At 63.7% G+C, this 14,157-nt stretch carries 13 protein-coding genes; 6 read left to right on the top strand and 7 right to left on the bottom strand.

Annotated features, from left to right (window positions below; all coding sequences use genetic code 11):
• Nucleotides 1-192: 192 nt before the first annotated feature.
• The 4 genes from PCLY_RS22620 to ligA all read left to right on the top strand — a co-directional run bounded on the left by PCLY_RS22620 (nucleotide 193) and on the right by ligA (nucleotide 7,802).
• Nucleotides 193-852: a GntR family transcriptional regulator gene (locus PCLY_RS22620; RefSeq protein ID WP_061242514.1), complete on the top strand. Its 660-nt coding sequence runs from the start codon at nucleotides 193-195 to the stop codon at nucleotides 850-852.
• Between the two features lie 6 nt (nucleotides 853-858).
• A complete protein-coding gene (gene smc / locus PCLY_RS22615) occupies nucleotides 859-4,347 on the top strand; it encodes a chromosome segregation protein SMC (protein WP_061242512.1) in 3,489 nt (1,162 codons plus the stop codon).
• 213 nt (nucleotides 4,348-4,560) lie between these two features.
• Nucleotides 4,561-5,382 carry a cell division protein ZipA gene (gene zipA / locus PCLY_RS22610; RefSeq protein ID WP_061242510.1) on the top strand — a complete coding sequence of 274 codons (822 nt, stop codon included), beginning with the start codon at nucleotides 4,561-4,563 and terminating at the stop codon, nucleotides 5,380-5,382.
• A gap of 59 nt (nucleotides 5,383-5,441) precedes the next feature.
• Nucleotides 5,442-7,802: an NAD-dependent DNA ligase LigA gene (gene ligA, locus PCLY_RS22605; protein WP_061242508.1), complete on the top strand. Its 2,361-nt coding sequence runs from the start codon at nucleotides 5,442-5,444 to the stop codon at nucleotides 7,800-7,802.
• A 254-nt stretch (nucleotides 7,803-8,056) separates the two neighbouring features.
• Here ligA and PCLY_RS22600 read toward each other — a convergent pair whose 3' ends face one another.
• From PCLY_RS22600 to PCLY_RS22580, 5 genes are all read right to left on the bottom strand, one after another.
• Entirely contained in the window at nucleotides 8,057-8,425 is a 369-nt protein-coding gene (locus PCLY_RS22600) for a glutaredoxin family protein (RefSeq protein ID WP_061242506.1), read from the bottom strand.
• Nucleotides 8,426-8,490: 65 nt separating this feature from the next.
• Nucleotides 8,491-9,036: a GTP cyclohydrolase I FolE gene (gene folE / locus PCLY_RS22595; RefSeq protein ID WP_037002777.1), complete on the bottom strand. Its 546-nt coding sequence runs from the start codon at nucleotides 9,034-9,036 to the stop codon at nucleotides 8,491-8,493.
• A 76-nt stretch (nucleotides 9,037-9,112) separates the two neighbouring features.
• Nucleotides 9,113-9,670, bottom strand: a complete 558-nt coding sequence (locus tag PCLY_RS22590) for a Smr/MutS family protein (RefSeq protein WP_061242504.1) — start codon at nucleotides 9,668-9,670, stop codon at nucleotides 9,113-9,115.
• Between the two features lie 165 nt (nucleotides 9,671-9,835).
• The gene (locus tag PCLY_RS22585; RefSeq protein WP_061242502.1) at nucleotides 9,836-10,156 is read right to left on the bottom strand and encodes a hypothetical protein; all 321 of its coding nucleotides are present in this window, start codon (nucleotides 10,154-10,156) and stop codon (nucleotides 9,836-9,838) included.
• Nucleotides 10,157-10,237: 81 nt separating this feature from the next.
• Nucleotides 10,238-10,834 carry a cysteine hydrolase family protein gene (locus PCLY_RS22580; RefSeq protein ID WP_061242501.1) on the bottom strand — a complete coding sequence of 199 codons (597 nt, stop codon included), beginning with the start codon at nucleotides 10,832-10,834 and terminating at the stop codon, nucleotides 10,238-10,240.
• A gap of 155 nt (nucleotides 10,835-10,989) precedes the next feature.
• On the opposite strand from PCLY_RS22580, the gene PCLY_RS25345 reads away from it, so the two are divergent.
• Both PCLY_RS25345 and prmB read left to right on the top strand, forming a co-directional pair.
• Nucleotides 10,990-11,118, top strand: coding sequence for a hypothetical protein (locus PCLY_RS25345; protein WP_269451546.1), 129 nt, complete (start codon nucleotides 10,990-10,992; stop codon nucleotides 11,116-11,118).
• 78 nt (nucleotides 11,119-11,196) lie between these two features.
• Nucleotides 11,197-12,117 carry a 50S ribosomal protein L3 N(5)-glutamine methyltransferase gene (gene prmB, locus PCLY_RS22575; RefSeq protein WP_061242498.1) on the top strand — a complete coding sequence of 307 codons (921 nt, stop codon included), beginning with the start codon at nucleotides 11,197-11,199 and terminating at the stop codon, nucleotides 12,115-12,117.
• Between the two features lie 178 nt (nucleotides 12,118-12,295).
• On the opposite strand, the gene PCLY_RS22570 is transcribed toward prmB, so the two are convergent.
• Together PCLY_RS22570 and PCLY_RS22565 are read right to left on the bottom strand one after the other, a co-directional pair.
• Nucleotides 12,296-13,096 carry a hypothetical protein gene (locus PCLY_RS22570; protein WP_061242496.1) on the bottom strand — a complete coding sequence of 267 codons (801 nt, stop codon included), beginning with the start codon at nucleotides 13,094-13,096 and terminating at the stop codon, nucleotides 12,296-12,298.
• A gap of 36 nt (nucleotides 13,097-13,132) precedes the next feature.
• Nucleotides 13,133-14,125, bottom strand: a complete 993-nt coding sequence (locus PCLY_RS22565) for an alpha/beta hydrolase (RefSeq protein WP_061242494.1) — start codon at nucleotides 14,123-14,125, stop codon at nucleotides 13,133-13,135.
• Nucleotides 14,126-14,157: the final 32 nt, after the last annotated feature.

Below are 14,157 nucleotides of genomic sequence, written 5' to 3'. Positions count from 1 at the left end.
GATTGTAGGACAATCGATTTTCGTGACCAGACTTCCATGCCCAACCTTTAGAAGGGAAAGTGCGCCGCGAGGGCGTTTGGCGCGGTAACACGCTGTGTTACACTCGCCGCCAGATTTTCTTGCTCCCGCCCAGCCGTGGCGGGGCTCCCAGACTCGACCGCCTGCCCTGGTTCGACGCAAATAAGGAATGTCATGACGTTCAAGGCCCCGGACAGCCTCGCCGAGCAAATTGCCCATTACCTGGCCGAACGCATCATTCGCGGTGAGCTCAAGGAACGTGAGCGCATCCAGGAGCAAAAAGTTACCCAGGCCCTCAATGTCAGCCGTGGTTCGGTGCGCGAAGCGCTGCTGATTCTCGAGCGCCGTCACCTGATCGTGATCCTGCCGCGTCGCGGTGCCCAGGTCAGCGAACTGACCCCGCATCACGTCACCAGCCTCTATGCCCTGAGCATCGAGCTCTACATCATGCTGGCGCGCGCCGTGATCGAGCGCTGGAAGGTGGAAACCGATCTGGCGCCGTTCATCGAGATCCAGCAGCGTCTGCTGGCCAGCCTGGAGCGCGGCGATATCGCTGCCTTCGTCGAGGGCAGTTTTGACGTGATGCGCGCCGCCTTTCCCTTCGCCGACAACCCTTATCTGCAGGAAACCCTGGAGAATCTGCTGCCGGCCATCAGTCGCACCTACCACCTGGCGCTGGAGCGCCGCAAAGGCGAGATGGGCCAGTTCATGGGCACCTTCGCCAGCCTGCTGCAGGCGATCATCGCCCGTGACCACGAGCGTGCCCGCGAAGTCCTGCAGGCCTACGGTCAGCACAACTGCCAGCTGGTGCTGGCGACCCTGGCCGAGCGCTAAGCCGCGATGCGCCTGAAGAGCATCAAGCTGGCCGGCTTCAAGTCGTTCGTCGACCCGACGACGGTGAGCTTTCCCAGCAACATGGCGGCGGTGGTCGGGCCCAACGGCTGCGGCAAATCCAACATCATCGACGCCGTGCGTTGGGTGATGGGCGAAAGCTCGGCGAAGAACCTGCGCGGCGAGTCGATGACCGACGTCATCTTCAACGGCTCCAACACGCGCAAGCCGGTAACCCAGGCCTCCATCGAGCTGATCTTCGACAACAGCGACAACTCGCTGGTGGGCGAGTACGCCGCCTTCGCCGAGATCTCCATCCGCCGCCGGGTCACCCGCGACGGGCAGAACACCTATTTCCTCAACGGCACCAAGTGCCGGCGCCGCGACATCACCGACATCTTCCTCGGCACCGGCCTGGGGCCACGCAGCTACTCGATCATCGAGCAGGGCATGATCAGCAAGCTGATCGAGGCCAAGCCTGAGGAGCTGCGCAACTTCATCGAGGAAGCCGCCGGCATTTCCAAGTACAAGGAGCGCCGCCGCGAGACCGAGAACCGCATCCGCCGCACCCAGGAAAACCTGGCGCGCCTGACCGACCTGCGTGAAGAGCTAGAACGCCAGCTCGAACGCCTGCACCGTCAGGCCCAGGCGGCGGAGAAGTACCAGGAATACAAGGCCGAGGAGCGTCAGCTCAAGGCTCAACTGCTGGCGCTGCGCTGGCAGACCCTGAACCAGCAGGTCGGCAGCCGCGAGCAGGTGATCGGCGACCAGGAAGTGGCCTTCGAGGCCCTGGTCGCCGAGCAGCGCAGTGCCGATGCGGCCATCGAGCGCCTGCGCGATGGCCATCACGAACTGAGCGAACGTTTCAATCTGGTGCAGGGCCGCTTCTATTCCGTGGGCGGCGATATCGCCCGCGTCGAGCAGAGCATTCAGCATGGCCAGCAGCGCCTGCGCCAGTTGCAGGATGATTTGCGTGAAGCGGAAAAGGCGCGCCTGGAAACCGAGTCGCACCTCGGCCACGACAGCACGCTGCTGGCCACCCTGGGCGAAGAACTGGAGATGCTCCTGCCCGAGCAGGAGATGACCGCCGCCGCTGCCGAGGAATCCGCTGCCAGCCTGGAAGAGGCCGAGGCCAGCATGCATGGCTGGCAGGAACAATGGGATGGCTTCAACCAGCGCAGCGCCGAGCCGCGCCGTCAGGCCGAGGTGCAGCAGTCGCGCATCGCCCAGCTGGAACAGAGCCTGGAACGCCTGAGCGAACGCCAGCGCCGTCTCAATGAAGAACTGCAGCAACTGACGGCCGACCCTGAAGACGCCGCCATTCTAGAACTGAACGAACAGTTGGCCGTCGGCGAGCTGGAGCACGAAGCACTGCAACTGGCCGAGGAGCAGCAGGCCGAGCGCCTGCAACAACTGCGCGAGGAATTGCAGCAGGCAGGTCAGGCTCAGCAGCAGGCACAGGGCGAGCTGCAGCGGCTGAACGGTCGCCTGGCTTCGCTGGAGGCGCTGCAGCAGGCAGCGCTCGATCCTGGCCAAGGCGCGGGGGAGTGGTTGCGTGAGCAGGGCTTGCAGCAGCGTCCACGCCTGGCTGAAGGGCTGCGCGTGGACGCCGGTTGGGAGCAGGCGGTGGAAACCGTGCTCGGCGCCGACTTGCAGGCTGTGCTGCTGGATGATTTCGCCGGCCTGAATTTCTCCGCCCTGGAACAGGGCGAACTGCGTCTGGCCAGCCCGGCCAGTGGCGGTGCGCGCCGCGCCGGCAGCCTGCTGGACAAGGTCGAGTCGAGCCACGACCTGGCCTCCTGGCTGGCCAGCGTGCGCCCGGTCGAGTCCCTGGAACAGGCGCTGGCTGCCCGTGCGCAATTGGCGGACGGCGAAAGCCTGATCAGCCGCGACGGCTACTGGGTCGGTCGGCATTTCCTGCGTGTGCGTCGCGCCGCAGAATCCGATAGCGGCGTGCTGGCGCGGGGTCAGGAGCTAGAGCGCCTGCAGCTTGAGCGCGAGGAGCGTGAGGCGGGTCTGGCGCAACTGGATGAGCGTTTGCTGGGGCTGCGTGACGAGCAGCGCCGCCAGGAGGAACTGCGCGAACAGCAGCGACGCCAGGGGCAGGAACTGGCGCGCCAGTTGGCCGAGCTGAAGGCGCGCCTGTCGGCCAGTCAGGCCAAGGCCGAGCAATTGGGCCTGCGCCGTCGTCGTTTGCAGGACGAATTGCAGGAAGCAGCCGAGCAGCGCGAGATCGAGCAGGAGCAATTGGGCGAATCACGCCTGCAACTGCAGGATGCGCTGGATGCCATGGCGCAGGACAACGAGCAGCGCGAAAGCCTGCTGGCCAGTCGCGACAGCCTGCGTGAACGTCTCGACCGGGTGCGCCAGGACGCGCGTCAGCACAAGGATCATGCTCACCAGCTGGCAGTGCGCGTTGGCTCGCTCAAGGCTCAGCACGACTCCACCCGCCAGGCGCTGGAGCGTCTGCAACTGCAGGCCGAACGTTTGCACGAGCGGCGTGAGCAACTGTCGCTGAACCTGGAAGAGGGAGAGGCGCCGCTGGAAGAGCTGCGCATCAAGCTCGAAGAACTGCTCGAACGGCGCATGGCGGTGGACGACGAGCTGCGTCAGGCGCGTTTGGCGCTGGAAGATGCCGACCGCGAATTGCGCGATGCCGAGAAGCGCCGCACCCAGGCCGAGCAGCAGGCGCAACTGCTGCGCGGCCAGCTGGAGCAGCAGCGCATGGACTGGCAGTCGCTCAACGTGCGGCGCAAGGCGTTGGCCGATCAGCTCGCCGAGGACAACTACGACCTGCATGGGGTGATCGCCACGCTGCCGGCCGAAGCCAGCGAGAGTGCCTGGGAAGAGGAGCTGGAGCGCATGGCTGCTCGCATCGCCCGCCTCGGGCCGATCAACCTGGCGGCCATCGACGAGTACCAGCAGCAGTCCGAGCGCAAGCGCTACCTGGATGCGCAGGACGCCGATCTGGTCGAAGCGCTGGAAACCTTGGAGAACGTCATTCGCAAGATCGACAAGGAAACGCGTAATCGTTTCAAGGACACCTTCGATCAGATCAATGGCGGTTTGCAGGCACTCTTTCCAAAAGTTTTCGGTGGCGGCAACGCTTATTTGGAACTCACCGGCGAAGATTTACTCGATACCGGTGTAACCATCATGGCGAGGCCCCCGGGCAAGAAGAACAGCACCATTCATTTGCTCTCCGGTGGAGAGAAAGCGTTGACCGCTTTGGCATTGGTGTTTTCCATCTTCCAGCTCAACCCGGCGCCGTTCTGCATGTTGGACGAAGTGGATGCACCGCTGGACGACGCCAACGTCGGGCGCTATGCGCGCCTGGTCAAGGAGATGTCGGCCACGGTGCAGTTTATCTACATCACCCACAACAAGATCGCCATGGAAATGGCCGATCAGTTGATGGGGGTTACCATGCACGAGCCTGGTTGCTCGCGCCTGGTGGCAGTGGATGTCGAGGAGGCGCTGGCGATGGTGGAGGCATGATGGCAGAGCGCTGCGAGATTAACTGAATATAGGCAAAACCTTGTGTGGCTCCCTGTGTAAAGTTGTCTTTCGTCGTGCTAGCTTATTGCCCACTTTTGTTACACGCGGAAAACGTCCGATAGAACATCAAGTTGGCGCCGCGCTTTATAGTCGAGTTGTGATCCGTTTGATTGGATCTTTTTTTCACCAGAATTGTTAAGGGTCAGGTATTTCATGGAATTCGGTCTGCGCGAGTGGCTGATCGTTATTGGCATCATCGTCATCGCTGGCATTCTTTTCGACGGCTGGCGCCGTATGCGCGGTGGCAAGGGCAGGCTCAAGTTCAAGCTCGACCGCAGCTTCGCCAACATGCCCGATGACGACAGTGACCCGGATCTGCTCAGCCCGCCGCGCGTGGTGAATCATGACCGCGAACCGCAGCTGGACGAAGACGACCTGCCGTCGATGAGCGCCAAGGACCTGCCGCGTCGTCAGCGCAACGAGCCGCAGCAGGGTGACCTCAATCTGGCCGTCGACGAGCCGGTGCCGACCTTGCTCAATCCGGTCGATGACGAGCCCCAGGAATCGAAGAAAGCCGCCAGGCCGGCAGCCGATGCGGCACCGGTGGAGGAAGTGCTGGTGATCAACGTGGTTGCGCGCGATGATTTCGGCTTCAAGGGCCCGGCACTGCTGCAGAACATTCTCGAAAGTGGCCTGCGCTTCGGCGAGATGGATATCTTCCACCGCCACGAAAGCATGGCCGGTAATGGCGAGGTGCTGTTCTCCATGGCCAACGCTCTCAAGCCGGGTACTTTCGACCTGGACGACATCGAAGGCTTCAGCACCCGCGCGGTGAGCTTCTTCCTCAGTCTGCCCGGCCCGCGTCATCCCAAGCAGGCCTTTGACGTGATGGTCGCCGCTGCGCGCAAGCTGGCCCACGAACTGGGCGGCGAGCTGAAGGATGACCAGCGCAGCGTGATGACCGCACAGACCATCGAACACTACCGTCAGCGCATCGTCGAATTCGAGCGTCGGCAGTTGACCCAGAAACGCTGAAACACCAGTGCATTGCAAAAGAGCAGCCGAGGCTGCTCTTTTCGTTTGAGAGACCGAGCATGACCAACGCCGCCCAACGTATTACCGAACTGCGCAATGAACTGGACGCGCACAACTACCGCTACTACGTGCTGGACGAACCGAGCGTACCGGACGCCGAGTACGACCGTCTGTTCCGCGAGTTGCAGGCGCTGGAAGCCGAGCACCCTGAACTGGTGACGCCCGAGTCGCCGACCCAGCGCGTTGGTGGCGAGGCGCTCAGCGCCTTTGGCGAGGTGCGCCATGAAGTGCCGATGCTCAGTCTGGGCAACGCCTTCGAAGAGGACGACATGCGCGCGTTCGACCGTAGCGTGCAGAACGGTCTTGGCCTTCAGGGCGGCGATCTGTTCGGTGGCGGCGCCGAGGTGGAGTACAGCTGCGAGCCCAAGCTCGATGGCCTGGCGGTCAGCCTGCGCTACGAGAATGGCCAACTGGTGCGTGGCGCCACGCGCGGCGACGGCAGCACCGGCGAGGACATTACCAGCAACGTGCGCACCATCCGCAACGTACCACTGAAGCTGCAGGGCGAAGGCTGGCCGCAAGTGCTGGAGGTGCGTGGCGAAGTGTTCATGCCCAAGTCCGGTTTCGAGGAACTCAACGCCCGTCAGGCCGAGAGTGGCGGCAAGACCTTCGCCAATCCGCGTAACGCCGCTGCCGGCAGCCTGCGCCAACTCGATCCTAAGATCACCGCCAGCCGCCCGCTGGAGTTCTGCTGCTACGGCGTCGGCCAGGTCAGCGGCGAGCTGCCGGGCACCCAGGTGACCATGCTGCAGCAGCTCAAGGCCTGGGGCGTGCCCATCAGTCGTGAGTTGAAACTGGCCAAGGGCGTCGAAGATTGCCTGGCGTATTACCGCGACATCGGTGAGCGGCGTCTGAGTCTGGAATATGACATCGATGGCGTGGTGTTCAAGGTCAACAACATCGAAGACCAGCAGCAGCTGGGATTCCGCGCGCGTACGCCGCACTGGGCCATCGCCCACAAATTCCCGGCGCAGGAAGAGCTGACCGAGTTGCTCGACGTGGAATTCCAGGTCGGCCGTACTGGCGCGGTCACGCCGGTGGCGCGTCTGAACCCGGTCAGGGTGGCCGGCGTGATGGTGGCCAATGCCACCCTGCACAACATGGATGAAGTGGCGCGCCTCGGCGTGATGATCGGCGATACGGTGATCATCCGCCGCGCCGGTGACGTGATCCCGCAGGTGATGGCCGTGGTGCCCGAGCGTCGCCCGGATAACGCGCGCTCGGTGCACATTCCCGAGCAATGCCCGGTGTGCGGCTCGGCGGTGGAGCGCACGCAACTGGTCAAGCGCAGCAAGGGAAAGGAGTCGCTCAGCGAAGGCTCGGTGTATCGCTGCGTTGGTCGCCTGAGCTGCCAGGCGCAGCTCAAGCAGGCGATCATCCACTTCGTCTCGCGCCGTGCCATGGATATCGAAGGCCTCGGCGACAAGACCATCGAGCAACTGGTGGACGAGGAGCTGATCGCGTCGCCGGCGGACCTGTACAAACTGACCTTCGAGCAGATCATCGGCCTGGAAGGCTTCGCCGAGGTGTCCAGCAACAAACTGCTGGCAGCCATCGAGGACAGCAAGCGGCCGACCCTGGCGCGCTTCATATACGCACTCGGCATCCCCGATGTCGGCGAGGAAACCGCCAAGGTGCTGGCGCGTTCCCTGGCCTCACTGGAGCGCGTGCGTCAGGCGCTGCCGCAGGTGCTCACCTACTTGCCGGATATCGGTCTGGAAGTGGCGCACGAGATCCACAGCTTTTTCGAGGACGCACACAATCAACAGGTGATCAGCGCTCTGCTGGGTGAGTGTGGCCTCGAGCTGCAAGAGGAGGGGGAGCTGAGCGCTGAATTTTCGGCCATTGCCACTCTGGGCGGCATGCTCGACAAGCTGAACATTCCCAGTGTTGGCCCTGGCGCGGCGCAGAAGCTGGCCGAGCGTTTCGGCAATCTGGATGGCGTGCTCGGCGGTGATTGGCTGGATATGCGCCAGGCCTTGCCGGAAAAACAGGCCAAGGCCGTGCGCGAGTTTTTCGACAATGCTGAAAACGCCCAGCGGGCTCGTGCGATCGAGCAGCAACTGCGTGATTTCGGCATGCACTGGGAAAGCGAGAAGAAGGTCGCCGAAGGGCTGCCGCTGGCCGGCCAGACCTGGGTGCTCACCGGTACCCTGGAACTTATGAGCCGCGACGTGGCCAAGGGCAAGCTGGAGAGCCTGGGGGCCAAAGTGGCCGGCTCGGTATCGGCCAAGACTCATTGCGTGGTAGCAGGGCCCGGTGCCGGCTCGAAGCTGGCCAAGGCCAGCGAACTGGGCGTCAAGGTGCTGGATGAAGCGCAGTTTGTCGACCAGCTCAAGGTCTACGGCATCGAACCCTAGGGAGCTGTTCGCGAGCAGAGGCGGACAAAGAGGTGCCGATCTTGTAGGAGCGGCTTCAGCCGCGAAATGACCGGTGCTGGGCCGCTCCAAGGCTCGCGGAGTAAGGTCCGCCAGCAGGGGCGTGTTCCACCCTACGCTGTCAGCTGGGCTCGGGTAGGGTGGATGACGCTCTTTTCATCCACCAAAGCGATGGATCGGTTGCAGCGGGTCCAGCGCAGCGGTGGATCGATGAAACCTGATCCACGCCCACCGCGTTAGCTGGCGAAGCGCTGATCCAGATAGGCGATGATCGCTTTGGACTCGTACAGCCAGGTGCTCTGACCGTTTTCCTCGATGCGCAGGCACGGCACCTTGATGCGGCCGCCTTGCTGTTCCAGTGCCTGGCGATGCTCGGCATCGTGCTTGGCATCGCGCAGTTGCACCGGCAGGTTCAGGCGATGCAGGTTGCGCCGCACCTTGACGCAGAACGGGCAGGCGTGGAACTGGTACAGCGCCAGGTTGGCCGTGGCGCGTTCGACGTCGGCTTGCGCCTCGGGGCTGCGCTTGAGCTTGCGCGGGCGGCTGATCCAGTCGACGAACACAACGAGCTGGCCCAGGCCGATACGAAGGGCTTTGAGCAACATCTTTCTAACTCCTGAAATGCCGACGGCCGTTCACGCAAGTGAGCGGCCGTCTTCGGGTGTCTGGCTCAGCGAACCAGATTGAGGAATTCGCCGCGAGTCGCCGGGTTGCTGCGGAACTCGCCGAGCATCACCGAGGTGACCATGGAGGAATTTTGTTTCTCCACGCCGCGCATCATCATGCACATGTGCTGCGCCTCGATGACCACCGCCACGCCCAGCGCGCCGGTGACCTGCTCGACCGCCTCGGCGATCTGCCGGCTGAGGTTCTCCTGGATCTGCAGGCGGCGGGCGAACATATCGACGATACGCGCCACCTTGGACAGGCCCAGCACCTTGCCGTTGGGGATGTAGGCAACGTGAGCCTTGCCGATGAACGGCAGCAGGTGATGTTCGCACAGCGAGTACAGCTCGATGTTCTTCACCAGCACCATCTCGCTGTTGTCGGAGCTGAACAGCGCGCCGTTGGTGACTTCCTCCAGCGTCTGCTGGTAGCCACGGCACAGGTACTGCATGGCCTTGGCGGCGCGCTTGGGCGTGTCCAGCAGACCTTCGCGAGAAACGTCCTCGCCGAGCTGGCCAAGGATCGCGGTGTAGTGTTGTTCCAGGGACATGGAAAATCCTGTTGGGTATCGAAGGGCGCAGGGTAGGGCGCCGACAGGGGCCTGGCAAGAGTGCCAGGTGCTCTGATTACTCGTCGCGGCCATCCATCATGGTGCGTTTGAGGATGATGTACACCGCGCCGGTACCACCATGCTTGGCCAGGCAGGAGCTGAAGCCCAGTACCTGTGGGTGCTGACGCAGCCAGGTGTTCACATGGCTCTTGATCATCGGTTTGCGCCCGTCCATGCGCACGGCCTTGCCATGGGTGACGCGCACGCAGCGAATCTCCAGTTTGGTGGCTTCGGCAAGAAACTCCCATAGCGTATCGCGTGCCTTCTCGACGCTCATGCCGTGCAGGTCAAGGCTGCCGTCGAAGGGAATCTGACCCAGTTTGAGCTTGCGCATCTGGCCGTCCTGCACGCCGTTGCCGGCCCAGTACAACGGGTCTTCGGCGCCGACGTCGATGACGAACTGATCGGACAGGCCGTCCACCTTGATCTCGCCCTGGCTGATGGTCGCAGCCTGGCGCAGGGTGTTGAACTGTTTACGGTCAGGCTTGGGTTTGCCAGTGTCGGCACGGTCGTGCTTGAGCGGCTTGACGCCGCGCAGCTCGGCCTGGAACAGGGAAAAGTCGTCGTCTTGCATCGGAGGCTCCGCGAAACAGGCTGGCATTTTACCCAAATGCCGGTCGTGTAAGCGTAGAAAGACGAATTTGTAGCAGCCGGTCTACTGGCGCTCACCGGGCCACTTGGCGAACAGCGTCGCTGGCAAGCCAGCTTCTGCGGCTGCTGTGGGCGATGTTTCGCTTGGTCAGTCGTGCTTTTTCATTAGCGAGGGCGACAGGCTCAGATCGTTGGGGCGCCGCAAGCGCCTGCGGCAGCGACGCCAGAAGGCGATACCGGCCCACAACAGGAACAGGCCCAACAGCAGCAGGATGATGGCTTCGCCCGTGGTGTCGTTGAGCGTCCCGAGAACCGGCGCGCGACCGGCCAGAGAGGCGACGCCGGCCATTGCCAGGAGAATGCCGAAGGCGGCGAGCAGCGCACCCAGACCGGCTCCGATACGCATACGCCAGTTTCTCGGCTGGCGTGGGCGCAGGCGGCGTGCATCGAAATCGTCGGACAGCTTCATTCCGATTTCCTTTGGCTTATCGGCGGTATGACCGGCTGGTTACGCCTGGGTTCCGCCGCGCAGGCAAGACTGCTAGCGCGTTCACACCAGCGCTTTGGCGTTCGGCACCAGGGTGGCGAAGTTATCGCCCAGCGTGATCACCTCGATGCGATGCACCTCGGCGGCGGCAATCACGCTGCCATCTGGCGCCGGCAGGTCACGGGTGGCGCAGGCGGCATCGACCAGGGTGCAGCGGTAGCCATAGTCCTTGGCGGCGCGAACGGTAGTGCTGACGCTGGAGTGGGTCATGAAGCCGCAGACGATCAGGTCGAGATGGCCGAGCGCCTGCAGGCGATCATGCAGCTCGGTGCCGGCGAAGGCATTGGGCAGGCGTTTTTCGACCACGATCTCGCCAGCCAGTGGGGCCGCTTCCGGCAGGTGGCGACCACGCGGGCCGCTGGGGTCGAGCAGGCCGCCGGGAATACCGAGGTGCTTGACGTGAACGATGTCGGCACCGGCACTGCGCGCTGCTGCCAGCAGGCTGGCGATCTCCGCCAGCGCAGCGTCGAGCCCCGGCAGCGCCAGCACGCCGCTGCGGTACTCTTCCTGGGCGTCGATGATCAGCAGGGTCGCATTGTTCAGGCTGGCCGGTGCGTGGCCACGACCGGTGAGCTGGAACATGGTTTGCGGATGGGACATCTCGGGCTCCTGGCTGATGGTGATGATGTGCCATTGTCCGCTTGCCAGAGCGCTCTGTGAACCTCTATCTGCGCCAAGGCTTGCTCGGTGCGTTTTGCCGGAGCAGAATCGGAACTGCCCCGAAGGACTCGGGGTCGTACGCAAAAGGAGTTGCCATGTCGCTTTTGCCGCAGTTACCCCAATATTTCTGGCTGTTGTTCTCCATCGCTGTGGCCATCGCCGTTCTGCGCGAGCTGCGGCGCCCGGATGATGACCTGGTGCGCAAGAAACGCGAGCGCTCCTGAGCTTTCGTTAACCTGTCATTCATGCGCGAGCGACCTGCACTGGGCTAAACTTCCGCACTTTTCACCCGGAGGCCGCCCGTGACTGCTCTCTCTACTCGTTTACGCACCCTGCGTGATTACATCCGTTGGGCCGTCAGCCGTTTTCAGGCCGAGCAACTGTTCTTCGGCCATGGCACCGACAACGCCTGGGACGAGGCGCGTCAATTGGTGCTCGGTTCGCTGCACCTGCCCTGGGAAATTTCCGACGCCTATCTCGATTGCCGTCTGGAAGACGACGAGCATGCGCACCTGCAGGCCGTGCTCAAGCGTCGTATCGAAGAGCGTGTCCCCACCGCTTACCTGCTGGGCGAAGCCTGGTTCTGCGGCTTGCCCTTCGTCGTCGATGAGCGTGTGCTGGTGCCGCGCTCGCCGATCGCCGAGCTGATCGACCGTCATTTCGCGCCCTGGTTGCCGAGTGAACCGGCGCGCATTCTCGACCTGTGCACCGGCTCCGGCTGCATCGGTATCGCGTGTGCCTACGAGTTCCCTGAAGCGGAAGTGGTGCTGGGCGATCTGTCGTTCGATGCGCTGGAGGTGGCCAACCTCAACATCGAGCGCCACGGCCTGGAGGATCGCGTGTACTGCGTGCAGGGCGATGGCTTCGCCGAATTGCCAGGCCAGCGCTTCGACCTGATCGTTTCCAACCCGCCTTATGTCGACGCCGAAGACTTCGCCGACATGCCCGCCGAATACCAGCACGAACCGGAGATGGGCCTGGCCTGCGGTCATGATGGTCTGGATCTGGTGCGGCGCATGCTGGCCGAGGCGGCCGATCATCTCACCGAACGCGGCGTGCTGATCGTCGAGGTGGGCAACAGCCAGGTGCATGTCGAAGCGCTTTACCCGGAAGTGGACTTCACCTGGCTGGACTTCCAGCGTGGCGGACACGGCGTGTTCCTGCTGGCGGCCAAGCAGTGCCGCGAGCATCAGGAACTGTTTCGTTCGCGGCTGAAGGGCTGAGCGGATGGTTTTTCGCGGCTGAAGCCGCTCCTACTGTAGGAGCGGCTTCAGCCGCGATATCTATCAGGGCCTAGGGCGGATCGGGGCGCCGACTGCTCGTAGCGAAGCGAGCAGTCCACCGGTTCATGCCGAGAAAGGCGCCATGACCTGGTCCACATTGCGCTTCGGCCGCGATGGATCAGCGCGTGGCGATCCAGATCAGCAACCCCGCCTGAAACAGGCTGAACGCCACCAGGCAGGTGATGGTGAAGCGCAGGCCGCTGTCTTCGCGCTTGAGGCGCTCGACCCGATCTCCCAGCTTGCGCAGTTTGGCGTCCTGCTCCTGCAGGTTCTGGTCTGCCAGCTGCAGCATCGCCGCGGCATCCAGCAGTTCGATGATCTGCACCTTCTCGGCTTGCCAGTCGCCATGCAGCGAACTGACCCGTGGCGCGCTGTAGAAGGGCTTGAGCTGCAGTGGGTCGCTGTACTCGATGGTGAAGCCCTGCGCCTTGACGGCGTGGTCGCGGCGGGCACGGGCAGCGTCGTTGAAGTTGTCCTTGGTCGGCAGCGCGCCGCCTTCGACGGTGTAATGGGCGAATTGCTTGCGTGCCCAGGCAATGCCCTGGGCCATGAGAAAACGTCCCAGGCCGCGATTGGCCGGCTCCACGCTGAAGCCCTTGTCCGGACCGAAACGAACCTCCTTGTTCTGATGATCGGCCCAGACTTCCAGCAGGTTGCTCTGCCGATGCAGGCGTTGGCCTGGCACCTGAACGGTCAGGCGCAGCATGCTCAGACTCCGGGTGTGACGCTCCACCCGGCCAAGCTGGACGAAACGCATCGGTCTTGGCCCGGTTTCGCGGTCGACGGGGAGCGGCGCCAGGCGCAGCAGGCTGAACTGCTCGGCTGGCAGTTCAGACCAGGGGTGTGGCGCGGCGGCCGCTTCGCTGGCTGCGGCTGCGTCTTCGGGGGCCTGCGCCTCCGGGGCTGGGTTCTCGCTCATGGGCGTCCTGTGCGCTTGGTCGGGTCATTTTGCAGGTTATCGACCGTTTTTCTCTGCGCTGGAGCGAATGAACGCGACGATCCGCTCGCCCAGAGCACGGGCCAAGGGTAGCTGCGGATCGTCGTAGGACGCTACCTGTTCGTTCCAGGGCGCCGGGGTGATGCGCATGACATGGTTCATGCCAGGGATCAGCGCCAGTTCGGCGTCGGGCTTGGCCTGCTTGAGCAGCTCGGCGTTGTCCGGGCTGACCTGGGCGTCGTGGGTGCCTTGCACGATCAGCGCGGGAATCTGCAATGCCGCGAAGTTCTCTGCCGGATCCTGGCGCAGCAAGCTGATCAGGTAGGGCTGCACGCTGGGGCGATAGATCGCTTGCAGCTCCTTGGGCACCTTGGGCTGCAGCTTGCCGCGAATCAGGTTGGCGAGTATGTGCCGGCTTTCGTCCAGCAGGGGCGGTGGCAGGCGCATGGCCAGTTGCATGTCCAGCACCTGGCCGATGGGGTAGGCGGGGCCGGCGATGGACACCAGCGCATCGGCCTGGCTGGCGGGCGCAGCCAGGCTGGCGATCAGCGCACCTTCGCTGTGGCCGATGAGTATCAGGCGATCGAAGCGCGGATCCTTCCTCAGCAGCCTGGCCCAGCCTTCGGCGTCAGCCACGTAGTGTTCGACGCTGAGGTCGCGCTCGTCCGGGGTGGCGGCGCGGCTGGCAGCGACGCCGCGCTTGTCATAGCGCAGGCTGGCGATGCCATTGCGCGCCAGAACCTGGGCCAGCTTCTTAAGCGCGTCGTTATGGCCGCCTTCGGGGTTGTTGCCGTTGCGGTCGGTAGGGCCAGAGCCGGCGATCAACAGCGCTACCGGTAGCGGCTTGTCGCTTTGTGGCACCAGCAGGCTGCCATACAGGGTGCCCTGGTCGGTATCGAGGCTGACGGGGGATTGCCGGGTGGTACTGGCCTGGGCCAGACCGGTGATCAGGGTGAGGGACAAGAGCAGGGCTCGCAGCATGATGAGGGCAGGGTAGTGGCAGACTGGCATTGGACGCTAGCCGAGCACCAAGGTTCGGGGTG

Origin of the sequence: Ectopseudomonas composti, assembly GCF_001567565.1 — a bacterium.
GTDB lineage: Bacteria > Pseudomonadota > Gammaproteobacteria > Pseudomonadales > Pseudomonadaceae > Aquipseudomonas > Aquipseudomonas composti_A.
Note: the sequence above shows the minus strand (reverse complement) of the source record. Positions and strands in the feature narration are given on the sequence as shown.

Bases quoted from the DNA above. Each gene is read 5' to 3' on its own strand.
- PCLY_RS22620 (WP_061242514.1), top strand. From the start codon at position 193: ATGACGTTCAAGGCCCCGGACAGCCTCGCCGAGCAAATTGCCCATTAC.
- smc (WP_061242512.1), top strand. From the start codon at position 859: ATGCGCCTGAAGAGCATCAAGCTGGCCGGCTTCAAGTCGTTCGTCGAC.
- zipA (WP_061242510.1), top strand. From the start codon at position 4,561: ATGGAATTCGGTCTGCGCGAGTGGCTGATCGTTATTGGCATCATCGTC.
- ligA (WP_061242508.1), top strand. From the start codon at position 5,442: ATGACCAACGCCGCCCAACGTATTACCGAACTGCGCAATGAACTGGAC.
- PCLY_RS22600 (WP_061242506.1), bottom strand. From the start codon at position 8,425: ATGTTGCTCAAAGCCCTTCGTATCGGCCTGGGCCAGCTCGTTGTGTTC.
- folE (WP_037002777.1), bottom strand. From the start codon at position 9,036: ATGTCCCTGGAACAACACTACACCGCGATCCTTGGCCAGCTCGGCGAG.
- PCLY_RS22590 (WP_061242504.1), bottom strand. From the start codon at position 9,670: ATGCAAGACGACGACTTTTCCCTGTTCCAGGCCGAGCTGCGCGGCGTC.
- PCLY_RS22585 (WP_061242502.1), bottom strand. From the start codon at position 10,156: ATGAAGCTGTCCGACGATTTCGATGCACGCCGCCTGCGCCCACGCCAG.
- PCLY_RS22580 (WP_061242501.1), bottom strand. From the start codon at position 10,834: ATGTCCCATCCGCAAACCATGTTCCAGCTCACCGGTCGTGGCCACGCA.
- PCLY_RS25345 (WP_269451546.1), top strand. From the start codon at position 10,990: ATGTCGCTTTTGCCGCAGTTACCCCAATATTTCTGGCTGTTGTTCTCC.
- PCLY_RS22570 (WP_061242496.1), bottom strand. From the start codon at position 13,096: ATGAGCGAGAACCCAGCCCCGGAGGCGCAGGCCCCCGAAGACGCAGCC.
- PCLY_RS22565 (WP_061242494.1), bottom strand. From the start codon at position 14,125: ATGCCAGTCTGCCACTACCCTGCCCTCATCATGCTGCGAGCCCTGCTC.